Below are 17,614 nucleotides of genomic sequence, written 5' to 3' on the forward strand. Positions count from 1 at the left end.
GGAATGTATCAACACGCCCTCCCATGCTCTTCACATGACCGACCTGAAGATCCTCGCCATCTCCGGCAGCCTGCGCGCCGCCTCCCACAACACCGCCCTCCTGCGAGCCGCCCAGAAGTACAACCCCGGCGGTCTGGAGATCGAGATATACGAGGGCCTGCGCGAGCTGCCGCCCTACGACATGGACTTCGACACTCCGGCCGACCGGCCCGCCGTGGTCTCCGACCTGCGCCGCAGGGTGAACGAGGCCCACGGGCTGCTCATCGCGACGCCCGAGTTCAACTACTCCGTGCCCGGCACGCTGAAGAACGCCATCGACTGGCTCAGCACCGACTGGACCCAGGCCGAAGGCCTGCCGCTGCTGCACAAGCCGATCGCGATCATGGGAGCCGCACCGACCAACTTCGGCTCGGTACGCGCCCAGCTCGCCCTGCGTCAGGTGTTCGTCTGGACGCACTCCGACGTCGTGGTCAAGCCGGAGGTGATCGTCTTCCGCTCCGGTGAGCGCTTCGACGCCGATGGCAATCTGACCGACGAGACGACGGGCGTGCTCATCACCGCCCTGCTGACCGAGCTCAGGCAGAAGATCATTCGATGAGCCGCACGACCCATGCGGCCCTGGCCGCGATGACGGTCTCGTTCGGGCTCAACTTCTCCATGGGCGTCTTCTTCGCCCCGACCGCGGCCGAGTACGGCATCGGCGCCACGGCGCTGGCGCTGGCCGCGGCGCTCAGCACGGCGCTCACCGGGCTGGCCCAGTGGCGCATCGGGGCGCTGCTCGACCGGGCCGGGGCCAGGGTCGTGCTGTGCGCCGGGCTGCTCCTGAGCTCGGGCAGCTACCTGGTGCTGTCGCTGGTGCAGCAGACGTGGCAGTTCGTCGCCGCGTACATGCTGCTGGGCGGGCTCGGCTTCGCCGCCTCCTCCAGCCTGACCGTCACCACGCTGATCTCGCGTGCCTTCGGCGAGCGGGCCGGTCCGGCGCTGGCCAGGGCCGCGATCGGCATCAACCTGGGCCAGGTGCTGGCTCCGTGGGCGGCGACGGCGCTGTTCGAACCGGCGGGTGTGCGGGCGGCCTACGCGATACTCGGGGCCGCGGGCCTGGCGGTGACGGCCGTGCTGTGGTTCGTCCTGCCGCCCGACCGGGTCACGACGCCGGGAGCGGCGCGCGGGGAGTCGCTGGCCGGGCGGATGCGGGTGCTCGTCTCGTTCGGGCTGCACGCGGCGACCATGTACGTCGTCGTGCTGATGCTGCCCAGGCATGCCATCGAGGCGGGCTGGTCGGTCGCGGGGACGGGCGCCCTGGTCGCCGTCGTGGCCGTCTCGGCCGGGCTGACCTCGGCGCTGGTGGCCCGCCTGCTGCGCGGGCACAGCCCCGAAACCCTGCTGCGCCTGCTGTACGGCCTGCGTGCCCTGGCGCTGGCGCTCGCCGTACTTGTGCCGGGGCCCGGTGTGCTGGTGGCCGTCGCCGTGCTGTTCGGGGCCGCCTCGTTCCCGATGATCCCGCTGACCATGGCCGTGCTGTCGCGCGGCCTCGACCCGTCCAGGATCGGCCGGACGCTCGCGCCCGCCTGGGTGGTGCACCAGCTCTCCGCCGCCACCGGTCTCGGCGTCGCGGCGGCCGTGCACGCCCTGTCCGGCGACTACCGGGGCTACTTCGCGCTCGGGCTCGTCTTCAGCCTCGCCTCGATCCTCCTGCTCGCCTCCACACCCGGACGCCTCGCCGTCCTCCGGAAGGAATCCTCATGACCATCACCCACCACACCGCCGAGATCCAGGGCCACCAGATCTTCTACCGTACGGCGGGCGATCCGGCCCGGCCAGCCCTGGTCATGCTGCACGGCTTCCCGAGCAGCTCGGCCATGTTCCGCGACCTGATGGGCGAGCTGGCCGACTCCTACTACCTCGTCGCACCCGACCACCTGGGCTTCGGCCAGTCGGACGCCCCGCCGGTCGAGGAGTACGACTACAGCTTCGAACGGCTCACCGACATCACGCTGGAGCTGCTCGACACGATCGGCGTGCAGCGCTTCGCCCTCTACATCCACGACTACGGCGCGCCGATCGGCCTGCGGATCGCCTCGCGCAATCCCGCGCTCGTCACGGCGATCGTCACGCAGAGCGGCAACGCGTACCTGGAGGGGTTCACGCCGTTCTGGGAGCCGCTGTTCGCCCATGCGGCCGACCGGGTCACGCACGAGCCCGCCGTACGGGAACTGCTCACGCCCGAGGCGACCCGCTGGCAGCACACGCACGGCGTGCCCGCCGACCGGCTGGAGCGGGTCAGCCCCGACAGCTGGACGCTGGACCAGGCCTATCTGGAGCGGCCCGGCAACAAGGAGATCCAGCTGCAGCTGTTCTACGACTACGGGACGAACCTGCCCGGCTATCCGGTCTTCCAGGCCTACTTCCGCGCGCACCGGCCGCCGCTGCTCGCGGTGTGGGGGCGCAACGACGAGATCTTCGGCCCGAAGGGCGCCGAGGCCTTCCTGCTCGACCTGCCCGAGGCCGAGGTGCACCTGCTGGACGCCGGTCACTTCGCACTGGCGACGCACGGGCCGGAGATCGCCGGGCTCGTCCGCGAGTTCCTGGGGCGCAAGGTCGGCTGATGCGGATCCTCATGATCTGCGGCAGCCTCACGGCGGGCTCGCTGAACGAGGCCACCCTCCGCACGGCCATGGACGTCGCGCCCGAAGGCGTCGAGGCCGAGCTGTTCCCAGGCCTCGACCTGCTGCCGCACTTCAACCCCGACCACGACCACGCCCCTCTGCCCGCGGGCGTGCACCACCTGCGCACCCGCATCGCCCGGGCCGACGCCCTGCTGTTCTGCACCCCCGAGTACGCCGGAACGCTGCCGGGCCCGCTCACCAACCTCCTGGACTGGACGGTGGGCGGCGTCGAGATCGGCGCCAAGCCGAGCGCCTGGATCAATGTGTCGTGCGCGTCCACCGGGGCCGCGCACGCCCACGACAGCCTGCACAGACTGCTGAGGTACGCCGGGGCGCGGGTGGTGCCCGAGGCCTGCAAGCGCCTCCCGCTCCCCCGGCACCTGGTCGGCACGGACGGGATCGTGCGCGATGCCGGGTTCAGGCACGAGGTGCTGGACGGCCTGGCGGCGCTGGTCGCGTGAGGGACGGGGCCTCAGCCGTGCCGCGGCAATTGCCGGGTCGCGCAGTGGATGCCGCCGCCGCCCTCGCCCAGCGTGTCGACCGGGACCTGGACGACCTCTCGCCCCGGGTACAGCTCTGCGACGACGGCCGCCGCGTCCCGGTCGGCGCGTCTGTCGCCGAAGCGGGGCAGGATGACGCCGCCGTTGACGACGTAGTAGTTCACATAGGTGGCGAGGAAGTCGTCGCCACGACGGCCGATGTCGGTCGGTTCGGGCAGTTCGACGAGGTCGAGGCGCTTGCCCCGGGCGTCCACGGCCGAGGCCAGGACCGTGCGGGCCTGGTCGTGCGCGGCGCTCCAGACGTCGCGTGGGGCGTTCGCGGGCGGGGTGCCGACCACGACGACGCCCGGCTCGGCGAAACGGGCCAGCGCGTCGATGTGGTAGTCGGTGATGTCGCGGCCCTTGACGCCTTCGACCCAGATGAAGGTGGTCATGCCCAGGGCGTCGGCCAGGGCGGCCTCGATGTCGGCGCGGGATCGGCCCGGGTTGCGATTGTCGTTGACGAGGGAGCTCTCGGTGGCCAGGAGGGTGCCGGCGCCGTCGACCTCGATCGAACCGCCCTCGGCGACGATCGGCGTCTGGATCCGGGTGATGTGCCGCCCGGCCAGGAGGGCGCGTGCGACGTCCTGGTCACGGGTGTGCTCCTGCTTGCCGCCCCAGCCGTTGAAGTTCAGGTCGACCCCGGCGACCTGCCCTCCGTCCAGGACGAACGTGGGGCCGGTGTCGCGCATCCACAGGTCGTCGACCGGGATCGCGACGACCTCGACCTGCGCACCGCAGGCGCGCCGGGCGGCCTGCACGTCGCCGGGGTTGGCCAGCATCGTCACCGGTTCGAACGCGGCGACGGCACGGGCGATGCCGGCGATGTCGTCGCGTACGCCCGCGGTGTCGGACCGCCAGATCGGCTGGGTCGGCCAGGACATGAAGGTCCGCTCGTGCGGATGCGTCTCATCGGGCATCACCCAGCCGCTCTTCATACCTGCTCCCGTCGAGGGTGTGGCCTGCGTCAAGGATGAGCCGCACCCGCCCAGCGCGGCGCCGAAGGCCGCCAGGGCCGCCGCCTGGACGGCCTGACGTCGTGAGATCCGCACACCTGCTCCCCTGACTGAAAATTCCGTCAGGATCGAGAGTACCCGCTCGGATACGATGGGCCTGACTGAACTTTCAGTGAGCACGGAGGAGTCGTGGCCGACCGTCAGCAGCAGATCCTCGACGCCGCCCTGCGTGTCATCGCGCGTGACGGCGTGCGCGGCCTGCGGGTGGAGAGGCTGGCCGCTGAGGCGAAGGTGTCGACCTCGCTCATCTACTACCACTTCGACAACCGCGCCGGACTGATGCGGGCCACGCTGGAACACGTCGCCAGGCGTGCCGCCCGCTACACCGACGAGGCGCTGGGGCGGGGCGGCGACGCACGCGCCCAGGTCGAGCTGATCCTCTCCCTGGAGTTGCAGGAGCGCCCGGCCGTACGCGAGAACAGCGCCGCCTGGGGCGAACTCCGCGCCAGCGCCACCTTCGACGCCGACCTCCGCGAGCCCCTGCGAGCGGCCACCGCCGCCTGGGTCGGCGACCTGACCGCCTTGATCACCGAGGCGCGCACCGCCGGGCTGATCCCGCCCGCCGTCGAGCCGATCGACGCGGCCGAGCGCCTCACCTGCCTGGTCGAAGGGCTGAGCGGACGCTGGCTGAGCGGCGCCATGACCCTGGAACGGGCGCAACGCCTGCTGACCGGGGCGATCGAGGCGGAGTTCGGCCGCCCCTGAGGCCCGGCTCCCCCTCCCGGACCCAGGCGGGCGAGATCCAGTGCTCGTGAATGCGCCGGCCCGACGCCGTACGCACCACCGTGCCGCACAGCCGCAGCCCACTGGACAGACCGGAGGGCCTGCGGCACCTGGAGCGCCTCGACCGGCTCCTCGACGAGCTCCACGACGAGTTGCTCGCCCCGCTCTCGGCCGCCGAGCGCGCACAGTTCGTCGACCTGCTCACGCGCCTGCTCGGCCACCACACGGGAAAGGCCCCGGCGTCCTGAGACAGCCGGGGCCCTTCCCGTATGCGTGGCGGTGTGCGTGTCGCCTCTCGGCGAAAGGCACAACGCGGCTCCAGCCGAACGGTAGTCCGCGAAGGCAAAAGGTGAGGCCCGGGGACACTGGGCACACCGTCACGCGTCGTACAACCACGCCACCCCGCTTTGTGTTCCCGTACGCGGCGGCCGATTTCGCCCCAGGCGGCCCGGCCGGGACAGAGCCATGAACACCCGCGACCACCGGGCGCACGCCCTCCGGGTGAGTTGTCGCCCGCGCCTCCGAGGTCTATCCTAATTAGCCTAGGTTCAACGGCGTCACCCTAAGGAACAGGCGGTGTGGGCGTATGGCGCGGGCCGGGTTGACGGCGGAGCGGGTGACGGCGGCGGGGGCCGAACTGGCCGACGAGGTCGGGTTCGAGCAGGTGACGATGTCGGCCGTGGCCAGGCGGCTCGGCGTGAAGGACGCCAGCCTGTACGTGCACGTGCGTGGCCTTGAGGACCTGCGTGGGCGTATCGCCCTGCTCGCGGCGGACGAGAAGACGATCCGGATCGCCGAGGCCACCGCCGGGCGGGCGGGGCGCGACGCCCTGGTGGCCTACGCGCAGGCCTGGCGTGCCTATGCGCACGCCCATCCGGGGCGCTACACCGCCACGCAGACGCCCGCCCCGATCGATCCCGAGCTGGTGGCCAGGGCGGCAGGGCCACGGCGTGCGGTCGAGCTGGCCTACAGCGTGCTGCGCGCCTACGCGTTGCAGGAGCCCGACCTGACCGATGCCGTACGCCTGGTGCGCAGCACCCTGCACGGGTTCGTCAGCCTTGAGGCGGCGGGGGGTTTCGCGCACGCGCGTCCCGCCGACGCCTCCTGGGGGCGCTGCGTCGAGGCCCTGCACAACCTGCTGGAGCGCTGGCCCCGCGACTGAGCGGAGCCGCCACACCTACGCTCCGCCGCCGCCCTCGCAGAGCGCCGCCTTCTCGAACACCGGCAGCGCGGCGTCGATGGCATGCGGTCTCGGGCGTCCCGAGGCGTCCAGGGTGTTCCAGCGGACGAGGTTGAGCGCCAGCGACATCTGCCGCCGCCCGTCGGGGCTGCTCAGCGACATCGTCGCGGCTCCCCAGACGGTGCCGTCGTGCCCCCAGAAGACGCCGCAGCCCGGAAGGGTGAACCTGTGCAGCCCCAGGCCGTACTCGATCAGCTCCCCGGTCTGCGCGTACACCGGAACGGTGTCCTGCATCAGCGCCAGCGACGACGCCTTGACGATCCTGCCGCCCAGCAGCCCGGCGTAGAAGAGGTTGAGGTCCGCCGTCGTCGACACCAGCGCCGCCGCCGGCCCCACCCACGACATGTCGTACACGCTGTAGTCGCGTGGCGGCGCGACCAGGCCGTAGAAGCCTTCGTACATGCGTGAGTGCGGCCCTTCGAGACGCGGCCCGGAGGGGAAGAAGGTGTGCCGGAGCCCGGCCCTGCGGATGACGTTACGGGTGATGTACTCCTCGTACGGCAGGCCGGACACCTTCTCGATGAGGGCGCCGAGCAGCAGGTAGTTGGTGTTGGAGTACACACCGGGCGTGGACCCGGGCGCGCCGGTCGGCGGCAGGGCGACGCCCATCGCGATCAGTTCGGCCGCGCGGAAGCGCCTGAAGCGGTTGTCGTCGATGCTGCGGGGCGAGGTCTCCTGCGGCGAGGGGAAGCCCGCCAGCGAGGGGAAGGCCGCGAAGAGGTACTCGGCCAGGCCGCTGGTGTGGTTGAGCAGCATGCGTACCGTGATCTTCTCACCGCGCTCGCCCGGCACCAGGCCCGGCAGGTACCCGCCGATCGGCGCGTCGAGCCGCAGGCGCCCGGTCTCGGCGAGTCGCAGCACGGCGGCGGCGGTGAACGTCTTGGTGACGCTGCCGATCCGCTGCAGCATGCCGGGCCCGACCGGCCGTCCGGTCCTGAGGTCGGCCACGCCGGACGCGCCACGCCATACCCGCCCACCAGCCCTGACCTCGGCGAACACTCCCGGTACGCCCGCCGCACGCACACCGTCGAGCGCGGATCCCAGCTTGGCGGGATCAGCGGAGGCGGGAGCCGCTCCCGAGAGCACGGCGCCGAACCCCAGGACGGCCAGGCCGACGCAGGCCATCAGTCGTTTCATCACGTGATTCGTCCTTCCACAGGCACACCTGATTTCGCTACCTCAAGTATCGATACTCAAAGTAGCGCAAAGCCGTACCCGCGGCCACCCCTCATGCCGGGGATGCGTCGTCTGATTCCTGCCAGCGACGCCGACGGGCGCTCGGCCAGACTCTCCGACCATGAGCAAACGACTTGACGGAAAAGTGGCCTTCGTAACCGGTGGCAGCCGGGGAATCGGCGCCGCCGTGGCGCTGCGCCTGGCCCGGCAGGGCGCCGACGTGGCCTTCACCTACCGGAGCGACGGGCCGCGCGCCGACGAGGTCGTCGAGCAGGTCGAGGCGGCGGGGCGGCGCGCCCTGGCCGTCCAGGCCGACAGCGCCGACCCGGCCGCCCTGGTCGCGGCCGTCGGCCGGGCCGTCGGCGAGCTGGGCAGGCTGGACATCCTGGTCAGCAATGCCGGTGTGTTCCCGGTCGGGCCGCTGGAGCAGGTGAGCCTGGAGGAGTTCGACCGGACGATCGCGGTCAACGTCCGCGCGCCGTTCCTCGCCGCGCAGGCCGCCGTCCCGTCCATGCGGGCAGGCGGTCGCATCATCACGATCGGGAGCATGGTCGCCGACCGGGTGGTGTTCCCCGGCTTCTCGCTGTACGCGCTGAGCAAGACCGCGCTCACCGGCCTGACCAAGGCGCTCGGACGGGAGTTGGGCGCACGCGGCATCACGGTCAACCTGGTGAACCCGGGCCCGACCGACACCGAACTGAACCCCGCCTCCGGCCCGAATGCCGAGACGATCAACGGCTTCACCGCGCTCGGCCGCTACGCCGAACCGGCCGACGTGGCTGCGGCCGTGGCGTTCCTCGCCGGTGAGGACGGGCGCTACATCACCGGCGCGACCCTCACCGTCGACGGCGGATTCGTCATCTGATCACTCCGAAGACGTCAGGCGCTCTCCGCCATGCCCCAGTCGCGCAGGATGTCGACGTTCTCGTCGTGGGCGTGGCGGCCGTCGAGGCCGGTCTCGGGGGTGGCGTGGGGCAGCCATTCGTCGTAGCCGGGCTCGCCGGGCGCGATGTCCCTGACGCCGTCGACGTGGGTGCCGTCGGGCAGGTCGGTGGTGGTGGGGACACGCAGGACGCCGCCGTCGAGCAAGACGATCCTCATCGGGGTCCCCTTTCCTGCCCATCTGCGGCTCATCGCGTGGTGTCGTCAGCATAGCCCGCCCGTCCGCGAGGCGGGAGGAGGCCGTCAGGGCGGCCCGTACCTGCCGATGTCGTAGCGGCCCGACAACCACACGTACACCTCGTGCGCGATCTCCCGCTCCCCCACGAGCTGGATCAGGTGCAGGGCGTTGCGCGCCAGGACGCAGGCGAACGCCTCGGCCAGCAGCTCCCCCGGGTCCTCCCGATAGGGCGGCGCGAGACGCCTGCAGCGCCCGTGCACCCGAAGCCAGTACGGCGAGCCGGACACCATGCCGTCCAGGTGGTCGATGGCATGGCCGATCTCGTGCCCGGCGACACTGACCGACGGCGAGGCCACACTGCCCACGCCGATGCGCCGCCGCGACGGGTCGTACGCCCCGGCGCTGCGCTCCCAGGTCCCCGACTGCCGGGGCAGCGGCACATCACGTAAGTCCTCGAACCCGGGCAGGTCGGGTACGGCGCCCGGCCCGACCACGACGCCGCCCGACAGGTGGGCGGCGAGCCGGGTGGCCAGACGGCGGGGCACGGCGGCGACCGTCATGATCGCCAGCAGCGTCTCCGCGGGCGGAAAGGTACCGGCCTCCCAGGCACGGATCAGCCTCTCCTCAAGCGGCCCGACATGAAGCCAGCCGGGACGCCCTCTGCTGATGCCGGTCACGATCTCCTCTTTGTACGCGCCCGCCCGTGGTGGGGGCGGGGGCGCATGGCGCATATCGGGGATGATCACGAAATCGTAGCGACCGCCCGAACCATTACGGGAGCGGCCCACGCAAAGTGATCCTTCCGTGTTCCGCCACCGGCCCGGCGTCCCCCGGAAAGCCCGCCCCGGCAGCCGATCCCGGAGGCGGGGGTGCCCGGGAAACGCGCGCTCTCTGTGCCGCTATGGTGGGCGATCGCACCCGGCGCAGAGGCCGTGGGCGAACCTCGCCGAGGAGACCTGATGACGAAGATCGCTGTACTGGGCACGGGCGAGGTCGGCCTCCGGCTCGCCACCAAGCTGGCCTCGCTCGGCCACGACGTGGTGCTGGGCTCGCGCACCGCAGACAACGCCACGGCCGTGCAGTGGGCGGCCGACAACGGCGGCGGGCACGGCACGTTCGCCGACGCCGCGCGGGCGGCCGAGCTGGTCGTCAACGCGACCGGCGGCCTGGTCTCGCCGGCCGTGCTGGAGGCCGCCGGGGCCGAGAACCTGCGCGGCAAGGTGGTGCTCGACGTGTCCAACCCGCTGGACTTCTCCCAGGGCTTCCCGCCCTCGGTCCACACGCCGGACGGCGGCAGCCTGGCCGAGCAGCTGCAGAAGGCCTTCCCCGAAGCCCGGGTCGTCAAGAGCCTCAACACGATGACCAACGCCGTCATGGTCGAGCCCGGCCTGGTCCCCGGCCCGCACAACGTCTTCGTCAGCGGCGACGACGAGGCGGCCAAGGCCGAGGTGTCGGCGCTGCTGGGCTCGTTCGGGTGGGCGCCGGAGCAGATCGTCGACCTCGGCGACCTGTCGAGCGCCCGTGCGACCGAGCTGCTCATGCCGTTGTGGCTGCGCCTCTACCAGGTGGTCGGCCCGGTGCACTTCAACGTCGCCGTCCTCACCTCCCCCGCCGGTTAGGTCGCCGGTCATGGGCGGCCCCCCGCCGCGTCGGCCGTCCGACACGACCGGGTACGGCGGGCGTCTCTGCCCGCCGTACCCGGTGGTGGTGTGGTCAGTAGCGTTCGATCAGGCCGGTGTTGACCTCGTCGAGGAGCAGTGAGGTGTCCAGGTAGCGCAGGGTGGTCTGCAGGTTGACCGGGAGCTGCAGGGTCGCCCAGCTGTGGCGTACGGCGCCGCCCACGGTGGTCACGTCGAGCTTGTGGGTCAGCAGGGACTGGATGCGGGTCGAGGCGTTGACACGGCGTTCGCCCAGGTTGAGCAGGGTGGTCAGCACCTTGGCGCGCAGCGGTTTGGGCTGCAGGCCGATCGCGGTCAGCGCGGCGGACGCCTCGCCGTCGGCGAGCAGGCCGTCGGCGTTGGTGTCGAAGCGCTGGTCGGTGGCCTGGACCCGGGCGAGGAACTCGGCGTTGCGCGCGTTCGGGTGCAGGGCCCAGTAGACGGTGAGTTTCGGGTCGCGGCCGGGCGCGGCCTCGGTGATGCCCGTGCCCGACGTCGCGGTGGCGGGCTCGTACACGCAGCCCTTGGTGTTCTTGTAGGCGGCCGTGGCGTCGCCGGTCAGCGCGGCGCCCGCGGTGAAGAGCAGGCTCGGCCTGGCGGTGTACTCGATGCTCTTGTGCTCGGCGGCGCTCAGCGATCCGGCGTTCCAGGTGAGGGTCGTGCTGCCGTCGGCGTTGCGGGTGACGGTGCTCGGCCTCGGGCCCGCGCCCTGGTCCAGGGCCTGGCTGTAGTAGACCTCCTTGGGCAGCCGGTCGGTGACGACGGTGTCCAGGGCGCTCGCACTGCCGGTGTTGCTCGCCTTGAGCGTGACCTTCAGCGCCTCCCCGGCCTTGACGGTGGCGGGAACGGTCCTGGTCAGGGTGAGCCTGGGCGCGTGCACGGTGGTGGCGGCCGAGGCGTCGTTGTCGGTGGTGTCGGCTTCGGCTCCGCCCCCGCTGTCCTGCGCGGTGACGCTCGCCCTGTTGGTCAGGACGGCGGCGTCGGCGGTGTCGCACGGGATCGTGTACGCCAGGGTCCGCGTGGCGCTCTTCCCTGCGGCCAGGTAGGCGATGTCGCGCGTGACGGGCGGGCCGGTCGGCGGCGTGTCGGTGATCCTGACCGATCGGGCGTCGCCGGTGCCCGCGTTGTCGACCTTGAGCTGGTAGGTCAGCGTCTCGCCGGGTTCGGCGTCGGCCTTGTCGACACTCTTGGCCAGCACGACGTCGGGGTCGTACTGGTTGAAGAAGGCGATCTCCTGCCGGGCGACGGTGAGGAACGGCAGTTCCTCCCCCGATCCCAGGCAGGTCGGCGCGCCGACGGGGAAGCTGCTGCACGCCGTGCCCTTGGCGTCGGGCGAGCGCTCGGCGCGGTACTTCAGCGCGGCCCAGTCGTCGTGGTCGGTCAGGGTGTTGTTCGCGCCGTTGGCATTGATGTCGACATTGACGGTGCCCGCCTCGAAGTTCGGCGCGCCGCTCGCCGGGTTGACGGTGTCGTTCCAGTTGAGCGGCCCGTCGCCCGCGCCCGAGCGCAGCGGTCTGAAGGTGCTGGCCGGGTTGGCCAGGTTGTCGGTCCACCAGAAGGTGTGGTCGGTCCCGTCGCCGATGCCGTCGTTCTCGTCGAGCAGGTTCTCCACCAGCTGGGGCAGCGCGCCGCGCGAGTACCCCACGCGCACCGCGCCGATCTTCCAGTCCCGCATCTGGTTGACCAGCAGCGGCGGTGTGCTGTTCGGGATGCCCGACTGGAAGAAGTAGTTCATGACGCTCAGGTAGTTCGACTTCCACTGGATGTTGGAGTCGCCGCCGTGCCGCAGGTTCAGGGCGTGGCCGAGCTCGTGCATGATGGTCCCGGCCTGGTCCTGCACGGTGCCGACCTCGGCGTCGTCGGCGCCCGAGCCGACGCTCAGGACCTGCCGGTCGGTGGCGTGCGCGCTGGTGGTGTCGCAGGTGCGGTTCGGGCCGACGTGGATCTGCAGGCCGGTCCTGACGTCGTCGCCGTTCGGGGCGGTCTGCAGGGTGGCGTCGCCGCCGTAGTCGAGGCCGAAGTCCGTCACGCACATCGTGCGCCACGATCCGAAGGTGACGAGGAAGTCCTTGTTGTTGTCCCTGGTCGGCTCGCAGCACTGGCCCGAGACACCGGGCGCGGGCGCGCTGCCGGAGGCGTCGGTGACGACCAGGTCGTGGGCGAAGATGCCGTAGTGCGCGTAGGGCGCGAGCTCACGCGGCAGCCCGGCGTTGCGGAAGTTGCGGTAGTCCATGTTGTCGGCGAACCCGAGTGTGGCCTGCTCGGCGATCTGCACGCCCGGCACGTGCACGAACTCGACGCCGTCCTGTCTCGGCCCCGGGTACGGGCAGGAGGCGACGGGTGCGACGGGCGCGTCCTCGAAGGCGTCGACCACCAGGGTGATCGCCTGGGCCTTCGGCCGGTGGCTGTGCCTGGCGTCGGCCATCCAGTCGAGCTGCACGATGATCGTCTTGCGGCACGGGTCGGTGCCCGCGACCAGGACGTTCCCCGCGGCGTTCCTGATGCCGGACAGCTCCACGATGTCGGGAATGCCGTCGGCGTCGGTGTCGGGCAGCGTGGTGGTGACGCTGACGGCGATGCGGGTGATGCGGCCGTCGTTGTCCTTGGGGAAGCCGTGGTCGCCGTCGCCCTGGACGCAGTACTGGCCGCGCTCGTTGCCGCTGGTGTCGACGCACGGCGCCGGGCCGGGCAGGCCGTCGCCCGACAGCGTGCCCGAGCGCACGTCGTAGACCAGGTTCAGCTCGACGTCGTCGTTGATCGGGCTGATGTCCATCCGGTCGTCGTTGGTGTTCAGCCCGTCGTCCCAGTCCCACATCGTCACGGTGATCGGCACGGTCGGCACGTCGCCGGGCAGGTCGTTCCTGGTGAACGTCCAGCCGTTGGGCGACTCGGGCAGGCCCAGCGGGCTGAACTCGTTGTCCTCGATCCTCGGCCCCTGCTCCAGCGGGCCGTCGGCGATCCGCACGCGCGGGTAGTAGTCGCCGTCGCCGAGGCCGCCGCCGTCGGGGTCCTCGATCTGCCTGAGGTAGTCGATGGTGAAGGTCAGCGAGAACGCGGGCGCCGCCGCCCACGCGGGTGTCGCCGCCAGCATGGACAGCAGAAGTACGGCGACGCCGGTCATGGCCAATCGTCTTCGGGTGCGCACGGGGGTCCCCTCCTGAAGGTCGCTCTTGCAGGGATGGTGCTCCGCAGTGCGGCCTTTCGCCTGAGTAGGGCTACTCACGGTGCTCGTGGCGATTCGACGGCATATGCCGGACCCTGGACAGCGGCCTTCTTCCTTCGTACGGTGAATGCCGAAGCCGGGCTTGCATGTCGAGGTGGGCGCATGGCAGACAACGACTTTTCCCAGCCCCTGGAAATTCCGGATCTCGATCTGGGGTCGCTCGACGCCCTGGAGGGAACGGCACTCGGGAACATTCTCAGCGAGGTGTACGGCACCGAACTGGACGCCGTCGCCGAGAGCGGGCGGCTCGGCCAGATCTTCAGCTCCCACTCCTCGCACAGCAGATTCAGCTCGTTCAGTTCTTTCAGCTCCTTCAGCTCGTTCAGTTCCTTCAGTTCGTTCAGCTCCTTCAGCTCGCACAGTTCCTGGTCCGGCCGGTAGCCCCCGGTGGCCGCCGAGCCGTTCCGGTCGTTCATCTGCAAAGTGGCCTCGCGCTGCAATCTGGACTGCGACTACTGCTACGTGTACCGGCATGCCGACCAGTCCTGGCGCGACCAGCCGAGGCGTATGTCGATGGCCACGGCGAAACGACTCGGCACGCGTGTCAACGAGCACGCGGTGGCGCACGGCATGGCGCAGGTCGACGTCGTCCTGCACGGTGGCGAGCCGCTCATGCTCGGCCTGGACTACCTGCGCGAACTGTGCACGACCATGACCGAGAACGCCCCCGACGTGCGGATCCGCTGGAACGGCCAGACCAACGGCACCACCTACACACCCCAGGTGCAGGAGTTCTGCCGCGAGTGGGAGATGTCGTTCGGACTGAGCATGGACGGGCCGCGCGCCGCGCACGACCGCCACCGTCTCGACCACGCGGGCCGCTCGATGTTCGACCGGCTGGAGCGCGGCCTCGCCCTGCTGAGCAGTCCCGGCGGGCGGGACCTGTGGGGCGGAATTCTCGCGGTCATCGACCTGGAGAACGACCCGCTGGAGACGTATTCCTATTTCCGGTCGTTCGATCCACCGTCGATCGACTTTCTGCTGCCGCTCGGCCATCACGACTTACGGCCGCCCGGAAAGGAGAACGACCTTTCCGGCACGCCGTACGCGGACTGGCTGCTGTGTATTTTCGAGGCCTGGTACGACGAGCGGCCCCAGCCCATTCGCATCCGGCGTTTCCGGGACATCATCGCGCTCTATCTGGGCGCCAGTCGCAGTTCCGAGGAATGGGGCCTGCAGCCGGTCGATTTCGTGGTGGTCGAAACCAATGGCGAGATCCAGGCCGTGGACACGCTGAAAGTCACCTATCCGGGGGCGTGCGATCTCGGGATGAATATCTTCACGCACAGTTTCGACGCCGCACTCGCCTCGCCGAAAGTCCACGCGCGCCAGCAGAACTGGCGCACGCTCGGCGAGGTCTGCCGTGCCTGCGACCTCGTCAGGGTGTGCGGCGGCGGCTACTTCCCGCAGCGCTACTCCGCGGCCAACGGATTTCAGAACCCGTCGGTCTACTGCGCCGACCTGACGAAGCTGATCCGCGTGGTGACCGGCCGGGTCCAGGACGACCTGCTCAGGATCTCCGCCGAGGGAGCGAGATGAACGCCGAGACGATCGCCTCGTTCGTGAGCGCCACCGGGTGGACCCCGGCCAACCAGGCGGTGTTCACCGCGAGGTACTACCACACGCTCGTCGGCGTCAGGGAGCTGCGCAGGCGGCTGGGCGAACTCGCGCCCGCCACCCTGGCGGAGTCCGGCTTCGAGGCGGCCTTCGAGGCGCTCGCGAGCGCGCCGAGCCGGGTGCAGCGGCAGGTGCTCGGCCATCCGAGCGCGGGCTTCTGGGTGGACGTGGGGTGGAACCTGCTCACCCGCCGCGCCGCCGAGCGCTTCCCCGGCATGCACGTGCTGCCGCACCTGCGGGAGTTCGTCAGGTTCGCCGCCGCCGCGACCCTCCTGACCGGCCGGGGGTCGCTCGCGGGCACGGTCAGGGCCGACCACGCCGGACGGGTGAGCCTGCCCGGCGCCGGGCTGTGCGTGGCGACCGGCCGGCCGTACACGCAGGTCGAGGTGCGGGTGGCGGGCGGTGAGGTGGCGGGGCCGGTGCTGCGGGTGCCGAGGCTCGCGGCCGGGCCCGAGCTGAACTGGCTGGACGGCGACCTGCGGCTCGGCGGGCGCACCTCCTACGCCTTCGCCGACCTGGACCGGGCTCAGGCCGGCCACTGGCGGCAGGAGCTCGACGGGCATCTGGCCACGATCGCGACGGCGCTGCCCGCGCTGGCCGAGGAGCTGGCCCACGGCGTCACGGCGATCGTGCCGATCCTGTCGCCCGATCCCGCGCTGCATGTCAGCGGCAGCTTCAGGGAGGCGCCCGGCATGATCGCACTCGCCCTCGGCGAACGGCTCGCCACCGTCGAGGCGCTGGCGCACGAGTACGGTCACCAGAAGCTCTACGCCGTGCTCGTGCTCGATCCGATGATCGTCGGCGATCACGGCGAGGCCGTGCACTACTCGCCGTGGCGCGCCGACCCGCGTCCGCTGAGCGGGCTGCTGCAGGCCGTCTACACGTTCGTGCAGGTGCTCGACCTCCATCTGGCGCTGCTCGACGTGCCCGGCGGGCCGGACCGCGCGGCGGTGGTCGAGCGCGCCTACCAGGTCGGGCGTCAGGTGGAGATCGGCCTGGAGGTGCTGAGCGAGCGGGCGAGCCTGTCGCCCGCCGGGCAGGTGCTGCTCGCCACCCTGCACAAGCGGCTGCAGGAGGTGCGCGACGCGCTGCCCCTGCCTGCGGCCGACGTACGCGATCGGGTGGACGCCGCCTGCGCCGCGCACCGCGCACGGCACAGCAGGCCCGCGCCCGCCCCGGCCGAGATCCCGGCGGACGGCGATCCCGCGACGCCCGCCGCGCTCGGCCTGCCGCCCGGCTGGAGCGCCGAGGCCATCCTGGGCCGCTGGTACGCCGGCGACTCGCTCCTGGACGCCGTGCGCGAAGCGCCCGCCGACCTCGTCCTGCCGCCGGGCGACTCCCTGGTCGCCGACCTCGCCGCCGCCCACCTCGCCTACGTGCGCGACGACTTCCCGGCCGCCGCCGCCCACTACGCCGCCTGCGTACGGCGCAGCCCGCGCACGCCGTACTTCTGGCAGTGTTACGCCTTCGCGCTGCGTCATCTCGGCCGCCGTGGCGAGGCGCTGCACGTGCTCACCCACACCGCCGAGCTCATGCGCGAGGCCGAGCCGCCCGGCGGGCTGACCGCGCACCTCGTGCTGCCCGAGCCCGAGCCGCGCCCCGTCGTCGCCGATCGGCCGCCGCCGTCCTTCGTCGGGCCAGGGATCGGCGAGCGGGCGGTGCGGGAGTTGTGGTCCAGCCGCTACCGCGACTTCGCCGAGGCGACGGGAGGGGCACAGTTCCCGACGCTGATCGCGGTCGAGCGGGGGCTGAAGCCGTCGATGGACGTCTGGATCCCGGCCGAGCACTGGCAGGCGTTCCTGCGGGCCGTGCACGACCTGGACCTGCTGTCCTGCGTGGACGCCTGCTTCGACCGCGACTCGCCGCAGATCGCCGAGGTGCCGGCCGACCAGCTCACCACGACCAGGGCCGCCTTCGCGCCCGAGCTGATCCCCGGCACCGAGGCGCACGTGTTCCTCGCCCGTGATCCCGGCGCGCTCGACCGGGTCGTCGGCGCGGGCTGGTACCCGCTGATCGTCGACGGCGTGGTCGTCAACAAGCACCGGGCCGACCACGACAAGTTCGGGGACGCGCTCGGCTATCCGGCCTGCTGCCAGGACTTCTTCAGGCGGCGTAACAACTGGAACGACGACAACACCTACTACGCCGCGCTGCTGAACACGCGGGGCACGCCGTCGCCGCTGTGCAATCCGTTCCTGCGGCACACGCTGTTCGGGCTGGTGCCGTACATGCCGTGCTCCTACGACTGCGCCGCGACGATCGAGTACGCCGGGCGGCTGCGCGCGCACCTGGCCGGCGAGCTGCCGGGCTACACGGCGGCCATGGACGCGGCCCTGCGCAGGAGTGTGCTGTGCGTGTCGGAGTTGCGGACCTACTCCTTCGACGGCGAGCGGATCGAGCGCCACGGCGAGCGGGTGGAGATCGGCTACGACGGTGTGCGCTCGCTCTACCGCGTCGAGGCCGAGGACCCGTTGTGCGACCTGCTGGGCGCGGGCGACCGGTGCGTGCTCGACGGGGAGGTGCTGCGCGTCCATCGCGGGCAGGCCTACATCGGCGGGTATCGGACCAGGGGCGACAGGCACGGGCCCGAGTACCCGTTCGTCATCTCCTTCTCCGGGCCTGGATAAGCTCGTGGA

Annotated in this window: 17 protein-coding genes; 12 read left to right on the top strand and 5 right to left on the bottom strand. The window is 71.3% G+C overall.

Annotation, left to right across the window (positions count from 1 at the left end):
• Positions 1 to 34: 34 nt before the first annotated feature.
• Genes ACTWNK_RS25855 through ACTWNK_RS25870 form a run of 4 tightly spaced genes read left to right on the top strand, consistent with a single transcriptional unit; the run spans position 35 to position 3,127 of the window.
• Positions 35 to 598, top strand: coding sequence for an NADPH-dependent FMN reductase (locus ACTWNK_RS25855; RefSeq protein ID WP_474307118.1), 564 nt, complete (start codon positions 35 to 37; stop codon positions 596 to 598).
• Positions 595 to 1,746, top strand: a complete 1,152-nt coding sequence (locus ACTWNK_RS25860; RefSeq protein WP_474307119.1) for an MFS transporter — start codon at positions 595 to 597, stop codon at positions 1,744 to 1,746. Before ACTWNK_RS25855 ends, ACTWNK_RS25860 begins: the two co-directional genes overlap by 4 nt.
• Positions 1,743 to 2,606: an alpha/beta fold hydrolase gene (locus tag ACTWNK_RS25865; protein WP_474307120.1), complete on the top strand. Its 864-nt coding sequence runs from the start codon at positions 1,743 to 1,745 to the stop codon at positions 2,604 to 2,606. The genes ACTWNK_RS25860 and ACTWNK_RS25865 overlap by 4 nt, the downstream gene beginning before the upstream one ends.
• Complete coding sequence (locus tag ACTWNK_RS25870) at positions 2,606 to 3,127, top strand: NADPH-dependent FMN reductase (RefSeq protein ID WP_474307122.1); 522 nt, start codon at positions 2,606 to 2,608, stop codon at positions 3,125 to 3,127. The genes ACTWNK_RS25865 and ACTWNK_RS25870 overlap by 1 nt, the downstream gene beginning before the upstream one ends.
• A gap of 11 nt (positions 3,128 to 3,138) precedes the next feature.
• On the opposite strand, the gene ACTWNK_RS25875 is transcribed toward ACTWNK_RS25870, so the two are convergent.
• Entirely contained in the window at positions 3,139 to 4,257 is a 1,119-nt protein-coding gene (locus ACTWNK_RS25875) for an agmatine deiminase family protein (RefSeq protein WP_474307123.1), read from the bottom strand.
• Positions 4,258 to 4,350: 93 nt separating this feature from the next.
• Here ACTWNK_RS25875 and ACTWNK_RS25880 point away from each other — a divergent pair, with 93 nt between their 5' ends.
• The 3 genes from ACTWNK_RS25880 to ACTWNK_RS25890 all read left to right on the top strand — a co-directional run bounded on the left by ACTWNK_RS25880 (position 4,351) and on the right by ACTWNK_RS25890 (position 6,106).
• On the top strand, positions 4,351 to 4,926 hold the full coding sequence (locus ACTWNK_RS25880; RefSeq protein WP_474307125.1) for a TetR/AcrR family transcriptional regulator: 576 nt from the start codon (positions 4,351 to 4,353) through the stop codon (positions 4,924 to 4,926).
• A gap of 50 nt (positions 4,927 to 4,976) precedes the next feature.
• Entirely contained in the window at positions 4,977 to 5,192 is a 216-nt protein-coding gene (locus ACTWNK_RS25885; protein WP_474307127.1) for a hypothetical protein, read from the top strand.
• Between the two features lie 338 nt (positions 5,193 to 5,530).
• A complete protein-coding gene (locus ACTWNK_RS25890; protein ID WP_474307128.1) occupies positions 5,531 to 6,106 on the top strand; it encodes a TetR/AcrR family transcriptional regulator in 576 nt (191 codons plus the stop codon).
• Between the two features lie 15 nt (positions 6,107 to 6,121).
• Here ACTWNK_RS25890 and ACTWNK_RS25895 read toward each other — a convergent pair whose 3' ends face one another.
• Positions 6,122 to 7,321, bottom strand: a complete 1,200-nt coding sequence (locus ACTWNK_RS25895) for a serine hydrolase domain-containing protein (RefSeq protein ID WP_474307129.1) — start codon at positions 7,319 to 7,321, stop codon at positions 6,122 to 6,124.
• A gap of 160 nt (positions 7,322 to 7,481) precedes the next feature.
• On the opposite strand from ACTWNK_RS25895, the gene ACTWNK_RS25900 reads away from it, so the two are divergent.
• A complete protein-coding gene (locus tag ACTWNK_RS25900) occupies positions 7,482 to 8,225 on the top strand; it encodes an SDR family NAD(P)-dependent oxidoreductase (protein ID WP_474307131.1) in 744 nt (247 codons plus the stop codon).
• Positions 8,226 to 8,239: 14 nt separating this feature from the next.
• Here ACTWNK_RS25900 and ACTWNK_RS25905 read toward each other — a convergent pair whose 3' ends face one another.
• Both ACTWNK_RS25905 and ACTWNK_RS25910 read right to left on the bottom strand, forming a co-directional pair.
• Positions 8,240 to 8,461, bottom strand: a complete 222-nt coding sequence (locus ACTWNK_RS25905; RefSeq protein ID WP_474307133.1) for a hypothetical protein — start codon at positions 8,459 to 8,461, stop codon at positions 8,240 to 8,242.
• An 84-nt stretch (positions 8,462 to 8,545) separates the two neighbouring features.
• Positions 8,546 to 9,157, bottom strand: coding sequence for a hypothetical protein (locus ACTWNK_RS25910; protein ID WP_474307134.1), 612 nt, complete (start codon positions 9,155 to 9,157; stop codon positions 8,546 to 8,548).
• 282 nt (positions 9,158 to 9,439) lie between these two features.
• On the opposite strand from ACTWNK_RS25910, the gene ACTWNK_RS25915 reads away from it, so the two are divergent.
• Positions 9,440 to 10,099 carry an NADPH-dependent F420 reductase gene (locus ACTWNK_RS25915; RefSeq protein WP_474307135.1) on the top strand — a complete coding sequence of 220 codons (660 nt, stop codon included), beginning with the start codon at positions 9,440 to 9,442 and terminating at the stop codon, positions 10,097 to 10,099.
• Positions 10,100 to 10,193: 94 nt separating this feature from the next.
• Here ACTWNK_RS25915 and ACTWNK_RS25920 read toward each other — a convergent pair whose 3' ends face one another.
• Positions 10,194 to 13,283, bottom strand: a complete 3,090-nt coding sequence (locus tag ACTWNK_RS25920) for a DUF7507 domain-containing protein (protein WP_474307136.1) — start codon at positions 13,281 to 13,283, stop codon at positions 10,194 to 10,196.
• Between the two features lie 180 nt (positions 13,284 to 13,463).
• Here ACTWNK_RS25920 and ACTWNK_RS25925 point away from each other — a divergent pair, with 180 nt between their 5' ends.
• The 3 genes from ACTWNK_RS25925 to ACTWNK_RS25935 are packed head-to-tail and all read left to right on the top strand — an operon-like array spanning position 13,464 to position 17,605.
• On the top strand, positions 13,464 to 13,742 hold the full coding sequence (locus ACTWNK_RS25925; protein ID WP_474307137.1) for a hypothetical protein: 279 nt from the start codon (positions 13,464 to 13,466) through the stop codon (positions 13,740 to 13,742).
• Positions 13,743 to 13,748: 6 nt separating this feature from the next.
• Positions 13,749 to 14,900, top strand: a complete 1,152-nt coding sequence (locus ACTWNK_RS25930; protein WP_474307138.1) for an FxsB family cyclophane-forming radical SAM/SPASM peptide maturase — start codon at positions 13,749 to 13,751, stop codon at positions 14,898 to 14,900.
• On the top strand, positions 14,897 to 17,605 hold the full coding sequence (locus ACTWNK_RS25935; protein WP_474307139.1) for an aKG-HExxH-type peptide beta-hydroxylase: 2,709 nt from the start codon (positions 14,897 to 14,899) through the stop codon (positions 17,603 to 17,605). Before ACTWNK_RS25930 ends, ACTWNK_RS25935 begins: the two co-directional genes overlap by 4 nt.
• Positions 17,606 to 17,614 lie beyond the last annotated feature (9 nt).

It is taken from the genome of Nonomuraea sp. IBHARD001 (assembly GCF_056106265.1).